Consider the following 14,988-nt stretch of genomic DNA (forward strand, 5'->3'; position numbering starts at 1 on the left):
CGAACATGAAGAACCACCACTTTGGAGGGAACGCATGAATTCCGAGACCGAACCCCTTGAACCGACCGAACCGAGCCACCCTGGCGAGAACACGCCTGGCGACAGCACGCCCGACGGCGGTACGCACCACGCCGAGGCGGGCACCGGCGGCCACGGGAAGGCGCGGCCGGCCTACTTCGACGCCAGCGGCTCGGAGGCGAGCAGGGAATTGCGCGACACAGCCCGCCGTCGTCGGGATTCCGAGGAGAAACTTCAGCAGCACCTGATGGCGGCCCGGGACCACGTACCCAACGAGGAGCCGGAGGAGATGCTGGGTAGCTAGCTGTACTCAGCCAGCAGGTTGGTTACATCTGCTGATGGGTGGTCGTCCTCCGAGGGCTGCGTGGTTTCGGCGGTGGTTGTAGAAGTCTAGCCAGCCGGTCAGTGCCTGTGTTCGGTGGTTGCTGGAGTCGTAGGCGTTCTTGTAGGCCCAGCCTTCTTGCAAGGTGCGGTTGAATCGTTCGGCTTTGCCGTTTTGCCACGGGCTGCGGGGCTTTGTGCGCCGATGTTTGGCGCCGAGGTCCTTCATGACGGTCGCGAAGGCTGTAGACCGGATGTAGGCCAGGGCGTTATCGGTCATGACTTCTTGAACGGGTGCCCCGTTCGCGGCCATGAACGCTGCGGCGTTGGCCAGAAACGCTGCGCAGGTCGGGCCCTTTTCGTCCGGGAGGACCTCGACATAGGCCAGGCGTGAGTGGTCATCGACGGCCACGTGGACAAAGTCGTAGCCGAGTCCGCGGCCTTTGACGGCTTCGGACCGGCCATGAACACGCCAGCCGCCGCCGGCTGGGATTCTCCCGAGTTTCTTCACGTCAATGTGGAGCAGTTCACCGGCGGTGTCGCGTTCGTAGCGGTGGTCGGTAGCCCGGCCTGCCCTGATGCGTTCGCCGCTGATCGGGTCCAGCTCCCACAACCGGGCCATCCCGGCCCGGGCGATGATCCGGGAGACCGTCCGGGGCCGGACGTGGCACCGTTCGGCGAGTTGGACCGGGCCCTCGCGGTGCTCGGCACGAGCGGCGAGGACCTCATCGATCTTCCTCGCGGGGGTGGCGTGCGGGCAGGAACGCGGACGTGAAGACCTGTCCTCCATCCCGTCCCAGCCGTACTCCAGATAACGTCGGAACCACCGGTGGGCGCAGGTCCGGGAGACACCCATTTCCTTCGCCACGTGGGCCACGGGGCGGCCCTCCAGAACACGCTGGACAAGGATGCCTCTACCGGCAGGAGTCAGACGGGCATTACGGTGGACCATGAAGACCTCTTAGTCGTTCGGTGTGTGTGGTAACCACCAACCTAAGAGGTCTTCACCCTTTTACGATGTAACCAACGTCCTGGCCGAGTACAGCTAGCCGCTGGGCACCGGCATGCTGGGCGGCAGTGGCCGGGCCGGGCGCGTGGTGCGGATGGCGTCCTCCATCAGCGCCAGTGGCCGGCGCCAGGCGTCCGAACCGGGTTCCATGGTGTCCACCACGCCGATCAGCATGGCGAGCAACCGGAACATGTCGGTCATGGAGATGTCTGGGCGCAGGTTGCCTTGGCCCTGACCACGCATCAGCAGGATTCCCAGCGAGTCCATCAGGGAACCGGTGATCCCGGGCAGTAGTTCGCGGCGGCCGGCGACGGCGCCCAGCAGGTTGGCGTCGGCGCTGGCTGCAGCCATCAGCGCTTCAAGGACCCGCAGCAGACCAGCCGTGGCGTCGATGTCCGCCAAGGCTTCGGAAAGGACGGGATCAACGCTGACCCGGAGCTGCCGGTTGAGGGCGGCGAGGACCAGTTCCTCTTTGTCGGCGAAGTTCCTGAACAGGGTGGCGGGCCCTACCCCTGCCGTGGCGGCGATGGTCTGCAGCGGTACATCGGGGCCAAAGTCACGAAAACACTGGCGCGCCGCGGTGATGATTTTGTCCACATTTCGCGCGGCGTCAGCGCGGAGTGGTTTGCGGGCAACAGCGAGATTCATGCAGAAAGATTAGCAATCGAGCGCTCTCACATCATGGTTACCGAAGGGTAGCGGCTTATGTGACGGCCGCCGATTCCGGCCACAGCATGCGGGGAGCTTGGCCCCGTGGCACACTGGCTGCATGTTGCTAGCGTTCTCCGTTGCCCCTTCGGGCGCACCCCGCGAAGGTTCCCCGTCCACTGACGCCTCGGTGCATGATGCCGTGGCTGCCGCCGTGAAAATTGTCAGGGAGTCAGGCCTGCCCAACCACACCGACTCCATGTTCACCACCATTGAGGGTGAATGGGACGAGGTGTTCGACGTGGTCAAGCGGGCCACCGACGCCGTGGGTCAGTTCGGGAGCCGCGTCTCCCTGGTGATCAAGGCAGATATCCGCCCCGGCTATGCGGGCGAACTGACCGCCAAGGTTGACCGGCTGGAAAGCGCCATCAGCGAATCCTCCTGAAGAACTCCGGCTCAGCCAGTGAACTAGGCTTGATTCATGACTGAAGCGCGGCGCGGCTAGTGGCCAAAAAGGGACGAGCCGCAGGCCGAAGCAACCGTGCGGCCGCTGGTGTGGTGGAGATCCCCAAGGGGACCCGGCCGGACGGCCCCGTGGAGGGCGTGTATTACGTCGCCACCGGTGACTGTGAATTGATCGCGGACCAGGACAACTCCACCGGCTGGCTGCTGAAGATCAACGGCGTGATGAGCTCGCACATCGACCTGGCCGATCCGTTGTTCCTCGACTTCGAGTACATGCGGTGGATGGCCGCGTTGATCGAGTCGCGGTGGCCGCCGTCGAGCTCTGCTGCCAGCGAGCCGGCGGGACGGCTGCGCGGCCTGCACCTTGGCGGTGGGGCGTGCTCCATGGCCCGCTACTTCGCCGCCGCCTACCCGGACGCCCGCCAGGTGGTGGTGGAACTGGACGGAAAGCTGGCCGAGTACGTCCGCGGCTGGTTCGACCTGCCCAAAGCGCCGCTGCTTCGGCTGCGGGTGGGTGAGGCCCGCTCGGTCACCGAGACGCTCACGGACCACACCCGCGATTTCATCATCAGGGATGTCTTTGCCGGCGCCTTGACTCCACGGCCGCTGACCACCATTGAATTCAACGCCCACGCATCCCGGGTGTTGGCGCCAGGTGGCATGTACGTGGTGAACTCCGGTGACGCGCCGGACCTCAAGAACGCTCGCGAGGACGCGGCCGCGATCGCCGCCACGTTTGCGCACACCGTCATCATCGCCGATCCGGCCATGCTGAAGGGACGGCGCTACGGCAACATGGTGATGGCCGGCAGCGATGTCCCCTTTGACGACGACCCGCAGCTTGTCCGCAGACTCCTGGGTGGCGGGGTTCCCGCCCACCTCTGGGACGATGCCAAGGTCCGCGCCTTCGCCGCCGGTGCCCCGCTACGCCACGATCCTCCCCACCCGCACCCTCACCTCGCAAGCTCGGTCAGGGAACCCGGCGGGCGTGGGCCCACGTAGTTACCGTTTTCAGCGACCCAGCAGCTTCTCGCGGTGTTGGGACATCTGTTCCCGCAGTGCATGGACCACCGCCGCAACGGCCGGTTGGCGCATCGAATCCGGGCGCAGCACCATCCAGTAGGGGAGCAGTTCGCCAATCTCGCGGGGGAGAAGCCGGACCAGGTCATCGTGCAGGTCCGCCATGAAGCAGGGCAGGAAGCCAATGCCCGCGCCCGCGCGGGTGGCCTCGACATGGACAAACACGTTGGTGGACGTCAGCCCGTCGCGCATGGTGGGCACCAGGCGGCGGGGTGCGTCCAGGCTGTCCACCTGCAGCATCGAATCCACGAAGTACACCAGCGGATGCCCGCTCAGCCCCGCCACGCTCTCCGGCGTCCCCTGCTCCGCCAGGTAACTGCGGGACGCATACATGCCCAGCCGGTAGTCGCCCAGCCGCACGGCTTCGGCCCGGTGCACCTGCGGCTCACCCACCACCACCTCGATGTCCAGCCCCGAGCGCTGCTGCAGGGCCCGCCGGGTCATGGTCACCACCTCAACGCTCAGCCCAGGGTGCTCGCGCCGCAGCCGCGCCACCGCCGGGGCCACGATGTAGGCACTGAAGCCATCCGTTGCGGTCATGCGGACGACGCCGGCAATCGGGTCGGGTGCCGCGCCCGTGGGTCCCAGCGTGGCAAGGACAGTCTCGACCTCCTCGGCGGCTCGGACCGCCCTTGCTCCCAGCTCCGTTACCTCCCAACCGCCAGCTGCCCGGGCCAGGACCCGCCCGCCGAGCGACTTCTCCAGGGCGGCAATCCGCCGCGAGACCGTGGTGTGGTTGAGTCCCAAAGCCTGTGCCGCCGTCGTAAATTTAGCCGAACGGGAGACGGCGAGAAGGACCAGCAGATCATCTGGGTTGGCTTTCATATCTGCAATTGTGCACATATGTGGTGCTGGATTGGGCATTGATGGTGCATGTTTGTGCAGCAATACTCGAGGGAGCCATTTGTGCTGGACATCACAGCACGTGTCGACGTGGACACTAAGGAGAAACCAATGAGCGTAGGACAACGCTCGGCAGACAATGCCGCCGGACCCGCAGCCAAGGGATCAGGACTGAAAAAGATCGTCGCCGCCTCGATGGTGGGGACGGTGGTGGAGTGGTACGAATTCTTCCTCTATGCCACCGCAGCAACCCTGGTGTTTGGGAAGTACTTCTTCCCCTCCACAGGTAACGAGCTGGACGGCATCATCCAGGCGTTCATCACTTACGCAGTGGGCTTCATCGCCCGCCCACTCGGTGGCATCGTGTTTGGCCAGATCGGCGACAAGCTGGGCCGGAAACCCACTCTGCAGCTGACCATCGTGATTGTCGGTGTGGCCACGTTCCTGATGGGCTGCCTGCCCGGCTTCGCGGAAATCGGATACCTGGCGCCTGCCCTGCTGGTGACGCTGCGGTTCATCCAGGGCTTCGCGTTGGGCGGGGAATGGGGCGGCGCCGTGCTGCTGGTCGCCGAACACAGCCCCAATAATTCGCGTGGCTTCTGGTCCAGCTGGCCGCAAGCCGCCGTGCCGGTGGGCAACCTGCTGGCCACCCTGGTCTTGTTCGTCATGTCCACCACCCTCAGCCCGGAAGCTTTCCTGGGGTGGGGCTGGCGCGTAGCGTTCTGGCTCTCCGCGGTGATCGTGTTTGTTGGCTACTACATCCGCACCCACGTCACCGAAGCACCCATCTTCCTCGAAGCCAAAGCGCTGCTGGAGAAGGAGCAGGCCGTCAGCTATGGCGTGTTCGAGGTGGTGCGCAAGTACCCCAAGGGCATCCTGCAGGCCATGGGACTCCGGTTTGCCGAAAATATCATGTACTACCTGGTGGTCAGCTTCGCGATCGTCTACCTCAAGAGCGTGCACAAATACGACACGTCGTCGCTCCTGCTGGCGCTGCTCATTGCCCACGTCATCCACTTCCTGGTGATCCCGCAGGTGGGGCGCCTGGTGGACACCGTCGGCCGGAAGCCGGTGTACCTCTTCGGCGCCATTACCGGGGCAACGTGGCCGTTCTTCGCCTTCCCCATGTTCGATACCCGCAACGCCGTGGTGATCGTCGCCGCAGTAACCATAGGCCTGGTCCTGCACGCCTTGATGTACGCTGGCCAGCCGGCCATCATGGCCGAACTCTTCCCCACCCGGATGCGGTACTCAGGCGTCTCACTGGGCTCGCAGGTGACCTCCATCTTCGCCGGCTCCCTCGCTCCGCTGCTGGCAACCCAGTGGCTCAAGGACACCGGGTCCTGGCTGCCCACGGCCATCTATCTGGTGGTGGCCTGCGCCATCACCACGGTGGCGGTGCTCAGCCTCAAGGAAACCAAGGGCATCGCACTGGAAGACGTGGACAAGGCCGACGCCGTCCGCGAAGGCCTGCTGCCGGCCCGGTCCCACTGACCGGCCGCAGCCGTATCAGCTGGCGAAATACGCGATAGGAAGCGGAACTGCAATGGAAAACACTCTAAATGGACGCAAAGCCCTGGTCACCGGCGGTGCCAGTGGGATTGGCGCGGCCTGCGTGCGCGAATTCGCGGCCAGGGGCGCGAAAGTGGTGGTGGCCGACGTCGACGCCGCCGGAGCTGCGGCGCTCGCCGATGAGGTGGGCGGCACTGCCTGGGCCGTGGATCTGCTCGACGTCGACGCTCTGGCCACCACCAGCCTGGACTGCGACATCCTGGTGAACAACGCCGGGATCCAGCGCATCAGCCCCATCGAGGAGTTCGATCCACTGGAGTTCCGGCGCATCCTGGCGCTCATGCTGGAGGCGCCGTTCCTGTTGATCCGGGCAGCGTTGCCGCACATGTACGCCAACGGATTTGGCCGGATCATCAACCTCTCCTCCGTTCACGGGCTGCGCGCCTCTCCCTTCAAGAGCGCCTATGTTTCGGCCAAGCACGGGCTGGAGGGCCTGAGCAAGGTCACGGCCCTCGAGGGTGGCGAGCACGGCGTCACGTCCAACTGCATCAATCCCGGGTACGTGCGGACCGCCCTGGTGGAAAAGCAATTGGCGGACCAGGCGCTCCGGCATGGCATCCCCGAGTCCGAGGTGCTGGCCAAGGTGCTGCTGACCGAGTCTGCCGTGAAGCGACTCGTGGAGCCGGCCGAAGTCGCCTCGCTGGCCGCCTGGCTAGCCTCCGAGAACGCCGGCATGGTGACCGGGGCCAGCTACACCATGGACGGCGGCTGGTCCGCCCGCTGACTTCCAGCACTGGGCTCTGCGCCGTTGATGATTTCCTCGGCGTGGACGAAGGACCAGTTGACCAGCGGCAGCAACAGCGCGCTGAGTTCTTCACCCCGCTCGGTGAGGCGGTAGTCAACGCGGGGCGGGATGACGGCGTGGGCTTTTCGACACACCAGGCCATCCCGTTCGAGTGTCTTGAGGGTCTGGGCGAGCATCTTTTCGCTGATGCCTTCGGCCCGTCGCCGCAGCTCACTCCACCGCATTTCGCCCTGCGAGAGCGATGCCAGGATGAGCACACCCCATTTGCTGGTCACGTGGTCCAGCAGTGTGCGGCTGGGGCAACCTGCCTCGAAGACGCCGTTGGCCAGCTGCGCAGGCAAACTGTTCTGGGCGGTGAGTGATTGCAGAATCGTCTCCATCTCCATATCTTACTTTTCGGTCAGTACCTTACTTCAAAGTGCGTACTCTCTTTGCGGAAGTAAAGCAGAAGGCACCGGGTTATACCTTTCGACAGAGCAGGAAATTCTCGAAAGGACCATCGTGAGCATCGTCGTAACTGGAGCAACCGGACAACTCGGCCGTCATGTCATCACAGCGTTGTTGGCAGGTGGCGTCCCCGCAGCAGAGATCGTGGCTACCGGTCGTGCCGTTGAGAAGCTGGCGGAGTTCGCCAGCCAAGGCGTGCAGGTCAAGGCCGTTGACTATTCCGACGCCGACTCCGTGGTGGCTGCAGTAGAGGGCGCCACCCGCGTGCTGCTGATTTCTGGCAGCGAGGTGGGCCAACGACTAGCTCAGCATCAGACTGTCATTGACGCGGCGAAGGCCGCCGGCGTGGAACTCCTGGCGTACACAAGCATCGCCAACGCAGACACCACAGGCATGAAGTTGGCCGGCGAGCACCAGGAAACCGAAGCCCTGCTCCGCGAATCAGGCGTGCCGTTCGTTTTGCTGCGCAACGGTTGGTACCTGGAAAATTACACCGAACAGCTCCAGGGCACCCTGGCTCAGGGCGGCCTGGCTGGCAGCGCTGGCGACGGAAAGGTCAGCGCCGCATCACGGGCCGACTACGCCGCAGCCGCCGCCGCAGTCCTTACCGCCGATGATCAGGCAGGCAAAGTCTACGAATTGGGTGGCGACGTTGCGTTCAGCCTGCCCGAGCTGGCGGCAGAGATCTCGGCTGCCACGGGTCAGGACATTGCCTACAACGACCTGCCGGCCGCTGACTATGCCGGCCTGCTCGTCAGCGTCGGCGTTCCCGAAGGGTTTGCTGCCATCCTTGCAGACTCGGATCTGGGAATTGCCCGCGGTGACCTCTTGGTCAGCAGCGGCGACCTGGCTCGCCTGATTGGCCGCCCCACCACCTCGCTGGCCGAATCGGTGCGCGCGGCAACAGCTGGCTAATACCCCGTTGGCCTTGGGCTGACTGTTGTTTGAGGGTTGGTATCCGGTCTCTTGAGGAGCCGGGTGCCAACCCTCTTTTCGTGACACCGGTCGCCGCAAACTGGGCTGAATCTGATATCCCAGACAAGATTGCCGCGCGTCCGACTGGCGCGCGCCGCACGCTGTGGCCATCCTTGAGTACGGGATACCGGACACGTGTGACGAACAGGCGGGGAAATGACCACCACAGCTACCAAGGCGCCATCGAAGGTTCCGGCGGCAGAGAATACGCTGCGAATCCTCAAACTCTTGGCTTCCCGGAGAGGTCCCATGGCGGCTTCGCAAATTGCCACGTCCTTGGGCCTGCCGCGGTCCAGCGTGTATCACCTGTTGGGGGTGATGGAAGCAAACGGGTTCGTCCTGCACCTGCACGAGGAGCAGAGATATGGCCTGGGCATCAGCGCCTTTGAACTCAGCTCGGCCTATTCCCGGCAGGAGCCACTGTCCAGACTGGGGCGGCCGCTGCTGGCTGCACTGGTGGACGTGCTCGGCGAAAGCGCCCACTTGGCCGTCCTCCACGGCCGGGACGTGCTCTACATTGTGGAGGAGCGGGCCAAGAATCGGCCGTCGCTGGTGACCGACGTCGGCGTCCGGCTTCCCAGCCACCTCACGGCCAGCGGGCGGGCCATTCTGGCGGCGCTGCCCAAATCCCAGGTCCGGGCGCTGTATCCCAACGCCGCGGCGTTCACTGCCCGGCACGAGGTGGAGTCGCCGATCATGAAGTACTCAGCGCTGTCATCCCACTTGGACCAGGTCCGCCAGCGCGGCTACGCCACCGAACATGGCGAGGTGACCCCTGGGTTCGGATCCATCGCTGCCGCCGTCACGGATCATCTGGGCTGGCCCACGGCCGCCGTCGCCGTGACGTTCCTGGAGGAGAAGGTGCCGGCAGGTGACTGGGCAAACCTGGCCGCCCGGGTGCAGAAGGCAGCGGACGATCTCTCCCTCCGCATCCACGGCCGCCCCGCCACCTGACCTGCCCGCCGGGGAGAAGCTGGCTATGTCTGGCATTCCAGACAAGACCCAGCTTGCAGGCCTGTCGAACTGGGTCCGGAGGGGCTTTAGTAGAGGGAGAACCTCTTCCGCACCTGAGCCGCTGAACAGCAGAGCCGCTGAGCCGTTGCAGGAGCGGAAGCCGCACTGAAGCACAAAGGAGTCATCATGGCACCCGCCGATTTCACCACCGGAGCCCGCCCGGTCAAAGCAGCCCGTGGCACGCAGCTCACCGCGAAGTCATGGCAGACCGAGGCGCCGCTGCGGATGTTGATGAACAACCTTGACCCCGAGGTAGCCGAGCGCCCAGACGATCTGGTGGTGTACGGCGGCACCGGCCGGGCGGTCCGGTCTTGGGCGGCCTTCGACGCGATCACCCGCACCCTTGAAGCTATGGAGGCGGACGAGACCCTCCTGGTCCAGTCCGGCAAGCCCGTCGGTGTGTTCCGCACCAACGAATGGGCGCCGCGGGTGTTGCTGGCCAACTCCAACCTGGTGGGCGACTGGGCCAACTGGCCCGAGTTCCGCCGGCTCGAAGCCGAAGGCCTGATGATGTACGGCCAGATGACCGCCGGCTCGTGGATCTATATCGGCACCCAGGGCATCCTGCAGGGCACCTTTGAAACCTTCGCCGCGATTGCCCGCAAGCTCACTGGCAACGAAGAGGGCACCCTCGCCGGCACCCTGACCCTGACCGGCGGCTGTGGCGGCATGGGTGGCGCGCAGCCCCTCGCCGTCACCCTGAATGAGGGCGCCTGCCTGATTGTCGACGTCGACGAATCCCGCCTGCGGCGCCGCGTCGGCAAGCGCTACCTCGACGAGGTGGAAACCGATCTCGACGCCGCGATCGCCAAGGTGCAGCAGGCCAAGCAAGAGCGCCGCGGCTGGTCAGTGGGTTACGTGGGCAATGCCGCTGAGGTTTTCCCGGAGCTGCTGCGCCGCCACAAGGCAGGCGAGCTCACCGTCGACATCGTCACCGACCAGACGTCAGCCCACGATCCGTTGAGCTATCTCCCCGAGGGCATCGCCGTCGATGAATGGCAACGTGACGCTGCAGCAGACCCAGACGGCTTCACCAAAAAGTCGCAGGCCTCCATGGCCCGGCATGTTGAGGCCATGGTGGAATTCCAGGACGCTGGTGCCGAGGTCTTTGACTACGGCAACTCCATCCGCGACGAGGCCCGGAAGGGTGGCTACACCCGAGCGTTCGAGTTCCCCGGCTTTGTACCCGCCTACATCAGGCCGCTGTTCTGTGAAGGACTGGGCCCCTTCCGCTGGGTGGCCTTGTCCGGCGACCCGGAAGACATCGCCGTCACCGATCAGGCCATCAAGGAGCTTTTCCCCGAGAACAAGCACCTGCACCGGTGGATTGATGCGGCACAGGAGCGCGTCGAGTTCGAAGGCCTGCCAGCGCGCATCTGCTGGTTGGGCTACGGCGAGAGGGCCAAGGCCGGGTTGCTTTTCAACCAGTTGGTCAAGGAGGGCAAGGTCAAGGCGCCCATCGTGATTGGCCGCGACCACTTGGACTCCGGTTCGGTGGCCTCCCCGTACCGTGAAACGGAGTCCATGGCCGATGGTTCGGACGCGATCGCTGACTGGCCCATGCTGAATGCCCTGTTGAACACCGCCTCCGGCGCGACCTGGGTGTCGCTGCATCACGGTGGCGGTGTGGGAATCGGCCGGTCCATCCACGCCGGGCAGGTCTCGGTTGCTGACGGCACGGATCTGGCCGCCCAGAAACTCGAACGGCTCCTCACCAACGATCCCGGCATGGGTGTCATCCGTCATGCCGACGCTGGCTACGAGCGCGCCCTCGACGTCGCCAACGAGCGCGGCGTCCGCATCCCAATGAACGAAAACCGCTGACCACAGCCCGCCCCGCGGAATCACCGAAGTAGGAATCATGACCGTCACCACCCCCGCATCCCGCACCGTAGCTCTTGGATCCCAGGGCGTCACGCCCCAGGATGTCATCGCCGTGGCCCGCCACAACGCCACGGTGATCATCGCCGAGGAGGCGCTGGCCGCCGTCGCGAGCGTCCGGGCGCACATCGATGGGCTGGCTGCCAGCGACACCCCTGCCTACGGGATTTCCACCGGGTTCGGGGCGTTGGCCAACCGCCACATCCCCAACGACATGCGCACGCAACTGCAGAAATCGCTGATCCGAAGCCACGCGGCCGGGATGGGGCCGGCCGTGGAGCGCGAGGTGGTCCGCGGCATCATGTTCCTGCGCGCCAAGACCCTGGCATCGGGCCGCACGGGTGTCCGCCCGGTGGTCCTGCAGACCATGGTTGACGTCTTGAACGCAGGCATCACCCCGGTGGTCCGCGAATTTGGCTCGCTGGGCTGCTCGGGCGACCTCGCGCCGCTCTCCCACTGCGCGCTGGTCCTGATGGGGGAAGGCGAGGCGGAGGGGCCCGACGGTGTCCGTTACGGCGGGCGCGGACAGGAACCGGTCGCCGCGCTGCTGGCAGCCCACGGCATCACCCCGGTGGTCCTCGCCGAAAAGGAAGGCTTGGCCTTGGTCAACGGCACCGAGGGGATGCTGGGGATGCTCCTGATGGCCATCGCCGACATCAGTAAATTGCTGACGACGGCGGACATCACCGCGGCGCTCAGTGTCGAGGCGCTTCTGGGTACCGACCAGGTGTTCCGGCCGGAGTTGCACGGCGCTCTCCGGCCGCACCCGGGCCAGGCGGCTAGCGCGGACAACATTTTCAGGGTGCTGGCTAATTCGCCCATTGTGGCCTCGCATCGGGTGGGGGACTCCAGAGTCCAGGATGCCTACTCGTTGCGCTGCGCCCCACAGGTGGCCGGCGCGGTGCGGGACACCGTCACGCATGCTGAACTGGTGGCCTCGCGTGAACTTGCTGCCGCCATCGACAATCCCGTGGTGCTCCCGGATGGCCAAGTGAGCTCCAACGGCAACTTCCACGGTGCGCCGGTGGCGTACGTGCTGGACTACCTGGCAATCGCGGTGGCCGATCTGGGTTCCATGGCCGAACGCCGCACGGACCGCATGCTCGACCCCGCCCGGTCCCACGGCCTGCCCGCCTTCTTGGCAGCCGATCCCGGTGTGGACTCCGGCCTGATGATCGCCCAGTACACGCAAGCTGGCCTGGTGTCCGACTCGAAGCGGCTGGCCGTACCTGCCTCGGTGGATTCGATTCCCAGCTCGGCCATGCAGGAGGATCACGTGTCCATGGGCTGGCATGCTGCCCGGAAACTCCGCAAGGCGGTAGAAAATCTGCGCCGGATCCTTGCGATCGAGCTGGTGACAGCCGCACGTGCCTTGGATATTCGGACGCAGCTTTCCGGCGGTGAGCTGACGCCGGGTCCTGCTGGGGTCGCCGTCGTGGACGTCCTGCGGGCCGTGGTAGACGGGCCGGGCGCGGACCGTTTCCTTGCCCCGGAGCTGGAAGCGGCGGACGCCCTGGTGGGTTCCGGGGACGTGGTTTTGGCGGCCGAATCCGCCGTTGGTCCACTGGCCTGATCGCGAAGAAAGTTCAGCACGGGTCGACTGTGGGGTCATAGGGCGGAATATCCGGCGGTCCGGCGCCAGCTGATTCGCGAAGTGTAGTACAACTGAAGGTGTTGTCGATGTCACATCAAGGATGCTGTGGCGCAGAACGTATACAAAGGGGTAGTAGTTCGTATGAAAGCACGCGGGGCCGTACTGTCGAGGCGCACGGCGCAATCAACTGCGGTAGCCAACTGGAAGACGCTTCACGTGGGGGACAGCGTGGAAATCGTCAAGCACGCGCATGTGGTGGCTTCGGGGGAGGTGGCGGAAGTGTCGCAGAGCGGCAACGTTCTGTGGCTCGTTCCCTCAGGTCCGGCGGAGGAACTGCTTTTCCTGAAGTCCGACGGCGTGCAGGTTCGTCGCGGCTGAAGGCCACCTAAGCGCTGAGGTGCTCCGGCGCCGAAACACCGAAATCCCCGTTCTGCCGTTGGCAGGGCGGGGATTTTCTTTGGTGGGGGTGCCAGTGAGGCTACGCGGCGAAGGCTTCGAAGGTCTGGCCGAATGGGACGGACTCGTCCAAGGCGACGGTGTAGCGGCCGGGGTGCAGCCGGGTGACAAGAATGCCACAGCCAGCGTCCAGGGCGGGACCTTCGATCAGTTCGGCGACTGCTTCTTCCAGACCAGCGTGGACGTCCAGTGCGCTGGAGAATTCCAGGTCAATCGACAGGGCTGGAGCGGTTGCGGTGGGGGCGGCAACGACGTGCAGTCGGTCCATGGTGGCGGTAGTCATAGTGATGATCTTTCTGGGTTTTCTGCCGAGGGGCAACGTTGATTCTACCTTCTAGTAGGTACATATGTCAGATGAATGCCACTCAAGGGGGTGTCACGGGCGCAACTTTCCTCGCTTTGGGGGCAACGAAACGGGAGCCGTTGGTCACAATCGGCTGCGTTGGAAACGGCTCGTAGGTCTGGGTCACCATGGAAGCAGAACCACTGGACCGAAGGAGATCCCTCGATGAAAATCATGCGTTTGGGCGCAATCGGCAGTGAACAGCCTGCCGTCATGGTGCCCGCCGAAGATGGCTCTGAGCAGTACTTCAGCCTGTTGGCACTCACGGCAGATATCGACGGCGCCTTCCTGGCCTCCAGTGGGGTGGCGGCGGTGCGGGATGCTTTGGCCGCTGGCACGCTGCCCCTGATTGCCGACGCCGGATCGCTTCGCGTGGGATCCCCCGTGGCCCGCCCCGGGTCGGTGGTGGGAATCGGCTTGAACTACGCCGCGCACGCCGCTGAATCGGGGGCCACGCCGCCGGAGTCTCCCGTGGTGTTCCTCAAGCCCAGCAACACCGTGGTGGGTCCGTATGATTCCACTCCCATGCCGCCGCACTCCGAAAAGTTTGACTGGGAAGTGGAGCTGGGGATCGTCATCGGCAAGGAAGCGAGCTACTTGGCTTCCCGTGACGAGGCGCACCAATGCATTGCCGGTTATGTCACGGCCAACGATTTTTCTGAGCGTGAATACCAGTTGTCGGGCGCGGGTGGGCAGTGGACCAAGGGCAAATCCCAGCCAGGTTCCACTCCGCTGGGGCCCTGGTTGGTCCCGGCGGAGGACGTGGAGGCCGGTTCGCTCCCGCTGCGGACCTGGGTCAACGGCGAAGTGCGCCAGGACTCGGCCACGTCGGATCTGATCTTCGACGTGGCCACCCTGGTGCACCACCTCAGCCAGTACATGCGGCTCGAACCCGGTGACGTCATCATTTCCGGCACCCCTGCGGGCGTGGCCGCCAGCGGCCGGTTCCGGTTCCTTCAGCCCGGCGATGTGGTGGAGGCGGAGGTAGAGGGATTGGGGCGCCAACGCGCAGAGCTGTTCCGCACCGCACCTTCGTGAAACGGGCCGGGGCGGCACCGTGGTGGTGCGCCCCAGCCCGTTAGTTGAACTTCTAGGCGGCGAGGGCCACCCAGCCTGAACAGCCGTAAATTCCGGTGTTTGCGCTGCGGTTGTTCAGGCATGCGCGAAGGTAGACAGTTCCCCGGATGCCGCTGTTCTGGACGGCGGATGTGGTGCCAGTTCCGTTGCTGTTGGTCAGCGTTGCGGTGTAGGTCCCGCCGTTGAGGGTGTAGCGGAGCTGCGCCACGGACGAGACGCCGTCCTTGCGCGTATCTGTGCTTGAGAGGGTATTCGAGGCTGAGTTCCAGTACGCGGAAGAGCCTCCCACCGATGCTCCCCCACTTGCGAAAGCCATTGACGGTGTTGCAAACAACGTAATTCCCACAGCCCCTGCCACTGTGGCTGAGGCAATTCCCCATTTGGATTTGCGCATTTCGTTGATCCTTCCCATGATCGATTTCCGATGAGAACGGCTCACGAAATGACAAATATGTCAGCCGCTCTGTCACATAGTGACAGCCCCTTCTAGGTTAATCAAG

Annotated in this window: 17 protein-coding genes; 11 read left to right on the forward strand and 6 right to left on the reverse strand. The window is 64.8% G+C overall.

Going from position 1 to position 14,988, the window contains the following annotated elements:
- Positions 1–34 precede the first annotated feature (34 nt).
- A complete protein-coding gene (locus tag PSET11_RS01930; RefSeq protein ID WP_124090204.1) occupies positions 35–322 on the forward strand; it encodes a hypothetical protein in 288 nt (95 codons plus the stop codon).
- A 6-nt stretch (positions 323–328) separates the two neighbouring features.
- Here PSET11_RS01930 and PSET11_RS01935 read toward each other — a convergent pair whose 3' ends face one another.
- Complete coding sequence (locus PSET11_RS01935; RefSeq protein WP_124090206.1) at positions 329–1,291, reverse strand: IS481 family transposase; 963 nt, start codon at positions 1,289–1,291, stop codon at positions 329–331.
- Between the two features lie 93 nt (positions 1,292–1,384).
- Positions 1,385–1,996 (reverse strand): TetR/AcrR family transcriptional regulator, encoded by a 612-nt coding sequence (locus PSET11_RS01940; protein WP_124090208.1) that lies wholly within the window; start codon positions 1,994–1,996, stop codon positions 1,385–1,387.
- Between the two features lie 121 nt (positions 1,997–2,117).
- Between PSET11_RS01940 and PSET11_RS01945 the strand changes: the two genes are divergently transcribed.
- A complete protein-coding gene (locus PSET11_RS01945; protein WP_124090210.1) occupies positions 2,118–2,441 on the forward strand; it encodes a thiamine-binding protein in 324 nt (107 codons plus the stop codon).
- A gap of 59 nt (positions 2,442–2,500) precedes the next feature.
- Complete coding sequence (locus PSET11_RS01950; RefSeq protein ID WP_124090212.1) at positions 2,501–3,463, forward strand: spermidine synthase; 963 nt, start codon at positions 2,501–2,503, stop codon at positions 3,461–3,463.
- Between the two features lie 9 nt (positions 3,464–3,472).
- On the opposite strand, the gene PSET11_RS01955 is transcribed toward PSET11_RS01950, so the two are convergent.
- A complete protein-coding gene (locus PSET11_RS01955; protein WP_124090214.1) occupies positions 3,473–4,366 on the reverse strand; it encodes a LysR family transcriptional regulator in 894 nt (297 codons plus the stop codon).
- A 129-nt stretch (positions 4,367–4,495) separates the two neighbouring features.
- On the opposite strand from PSET11_RS01955, the gene PSET11_RS01960 reads away from it, so the two are divergent.
- Both PSET11_RS01960 and PSET11_RS01965 read left to right on the forward strand, forming a co-directional pair.
- Positions 4,496–5,878, forward strand: a complete 1,383-nt coding sequence (locus tag PSET11_RS01960; RefSeq protein WP_124090216.1) for an MFS transporter — start codon at positions 4,496–4,498, stop codon at positions 5,876–5,878.
- Between the two features lie 52 nt (positions 5,879–5,930).
- Positions 5,931–6,680 carry a 3-hydroxybutyrate dehydrogenase gene (locus PSET11_RS01965; RefSeq protein WP_124090218.1) on the forward strand — a complete coding sequence of 250 codons (750 nt, stop codon included), beginning with the start codon at positions 5,931–5,933 and terminating at the stop codon, positions 6,678–6,680.
- On the opposite strand, the gene PSET11_RS01970 is transcribed toward PSET11_RS01965, so the two are convergent.
- A complete protein-coding gene (locus tag PSET11_RS01970) occupies positions 6,647–7,081 on the reverse strand; it encodes a winged helix-turn-helix transcriptional regulator (RefSeq protein WP_124090221.1) in 435 nt (144 codons plus the stop codon). The genes PSET11_RS01965 and PSET11_RS01970 overlap by 34 nt on opposite strands.
- 121 nt (positions 7,082–7,202) lie before the next feature.
- Between PSET11_RS01970 and PSET11_RS01975 the strand changes: the two genes are divergently transcribed.
- The 5 genes from PSET11_RS01975 to PSET11_RS01995 all read left to right on the forward strand — a co-directional run bounded on the left by PSET11_RS01975 (position 7,203) and on the right by PSET11_RS01995 (position 12,990).
- Positions 7,203–8,063: an SDR family oxidoreductase gene (locus PSET11_RS01975; RefSeq protein WP_124090224.1), complete on the forward strand. Its 861-nt coding sequence runs from the start codon at positions 7,203–7,205 to the stop codon at positions 8,061–8,063.
- A 216-nt stretch (positions 8,064–8,279) separates the two neighbouring features.
- Positions 8,280–9,077, forward strand: coding sequence for an IclR family transcriptional regulator (locus PSET11_RS01980; RefSeq protein ID WP_124090226.1), 798 nt, complete (start codon positions 8,280–8,282; stop codon positions 9,075–9,077).
- Between the two features lie 186 nt (positions 9,078–9,263).
- Positions 9,264–10,961, forward strand: coding sequence for a urocanate hydratase (hutU, locus tag PSET11_RS01985; RefSeq protein WP_124090228.1), 1,698 nt, complete (start codon positions 9,264–9,266; stop codon positions 10,959–10,961).
- Between the two features lie 37 nt (positions 10,962–10,998).
- Positions 10,999–12,591, forward strand: a complete 1,593-nt coding sequence (gene hutH / locus PSET11_RS01990) for a histidine ammonia-lyase (RefSeq protein WP_124090230.1) — start codon at positions 10,999–11,001, stop codon at positions 12,589–12,591.
- A 162-nt stretch (positions 12,592–12,753) separates the two neighbouring features.
- On the forward strand, positions 12,754–12,990 hold the full coding sequence (locus PSET11_RS01995; RefSeq protein WP_124090232.1) for a hypothetical protein: 237 nt from the start codon (positions 12,754–12,756) through the stop codon (positions 12,988–12,990).
- A 100-nt stretch (positions 12,991–13,090) separates the two neighbouring features.
- Here PSET11_RS01995 and PSET11_RS02000 read toward each other — a convergent pair whose 3' ends face one another.
- On the reverse strand, positions 13,091–13,351 hold the full coding sequence (locus PSET11_RS02000; protein WP_377947676.1) for a hypothetical protein: 261 nt from the start codon (positions 13,349–13,351) through the stop codon (positions 13,091–13,093).
- Positions 13,352–13,576: 225 nt separating this feature from the next.
- Between PSET11_RS02000 and PSET11_RS02005 the strand changes: the two genes are divergently transcribed.
- Positions 13,577–14,449 carry a fumarylacetoacetate hydrolase family protein gene (locus PSET11_RS02005; protein ID WP_124090234.1) on the forward strand — a complete coding sequence of 291 codons (873 nt, stop codon included), beginning with the start codon at positions 13,577–13,579 and terminating at the stop codon, positions 14,447–14,449.
- 52 nt (positions 14,450–14,501) lie between these two features.
- On the opposite strand, the gene PSET11_RS02010 is transcribed toward PSET11_RS02005, so the two are convergent.
- Complete coding sequence (locus tag PSET11_RS02010) at positions 14,502–14,882, reverse strand: hypothetical protein (protein ID WP_124090237.1); 381 nt, start codon at positions 14,880–14,882, stop codon at positions 14,502–14,504.
- Between the last annotated feature and the right edge of the window lie 106 nt (positions 14,883–14,988).

This window comes from Arthrobacter ulcerisalmonis (assembly GCF_900609065.1).
GTDB classification, from domain to species: Bacteria; Actinomycetota; Actinomycetes; order Actinomycetales; family Micrococcaceae; genus Arthrobacter; species Arthrobacter ulcerisalmonis.

What these genes read in the sequence shown, in the direction of transcription:
- PSET11_RS01930 (WP_124090204.1), top strand. Translation starts at nt 35, where the DNA reads ATGAATTCCGAGACCGAACCCCTTGAACCGACCGAACCGAGCCACCCT.
- PSET11_RS01935 (WP_124090206.1), bottom strand. Translation starts at nt 1,291, where the DNA reads ATGGTCCACCGTAATGCCCGTCTGACTCCTGCCGGTAGAGGCATCCTT.
- PSET11_RS01940 (WP_124090208.1), bottom strand. Translation starts at nt 1,996, where the DNA reads ATGAATCTCGCTGTTGCCCGCAAACCACTCCGCGCTGACGCCGCGCGA.
- PSET11_RS01945 (WP_124090210.1), top strand. Translation starts at nt 2,118, where the DNA reads ATGTTGCTAGCGTTCTCCGTTGCCCCTTCGGGCGCACCCCGCGAAGGT.
- PSET11_RS01955 (WP_124090214.1), bottom strand. Translation starts at nt 4,366, where the DNA reads ATGAAAGCCAACCCAGATGATCTGCTGGTCCTTCTCGCCGTCTCCCGT.
- PSET11_RS01960 (WP_124090216.1), top strand. Translation starts at nt 4,496, where the DNA reads ATGAGCGTAGGACAACGCTCGGCAGACAATGCCGCCGGACCCGCAGCC.
- PSET11_RS01965 (WP_124090218.1), top strand. Translation starts at nt 5,931, where the DNA reads ATGGAAAACACTCTAAATGGACGCAAAGCCCTGGTCACCGGCGGTGCC.
- PSET11_RS01970 (WP_124090221.1), bottom strand. Translation starts at nt 7,081, where the DNA reads ATGGAGACGATTCTGCAATCACTCACCGCCCAGAACAGTTTGCCTGCG.
- PSET11_RS01980 (WP_124090226.1), top strand. Translation starts at nt 8,280, where the DNA reads ATGACCACCACAGCTACCAAGGCGCCATCGAAGGTTCCGGCGGCAGAG.
- hutU (WP_124090228.1), top strand. Translation starts at nt 9,264, where the DNA reads ATGGCACCCGCCGATTTCACCACCGGAGCCCGCCCGGTCAAAGCAGCC.
- hutH (WP_124090230.1), top strand. Translation starts at nt 10,999, where the DNA reads ATGACCGTCACCACCCCCGCATCCCGCACCGTAGCTCTTGGATCCCAG.
- PSET11_RS01995 (WP_124090232.1), top strand. Translation starts at nt 12,754, where the DNA reads ATGAAAGCACGCGGGGCCGTACTGTCGAGGCGCACGGCGCAATCAACT.
- PSET11_RS02000 (WP_377947676.1), bottom strand. Translation starts at nt 13,351, where the DNA reads ATGACTACCGCCACCATGGACCGACTGCACGTCGTTGCCGCCCCCACC.
- PSET11_RS02005 (WP_124090234.1), top strand. Translation starts at nt 13,577, where the DNA reads ATGAAAATCATGCGTTTGGGCGCAATCGGCAGTGAACAGCCTGCCGTC.
- PSET11_RS02010 (WP_124090237.1), bottom strand. Translation starts at nt 14,882, where the DNA reads ATGCGCAAATCCAAATGGGGAATTGCCTCAGCCACAGTGGCAGGGGCT.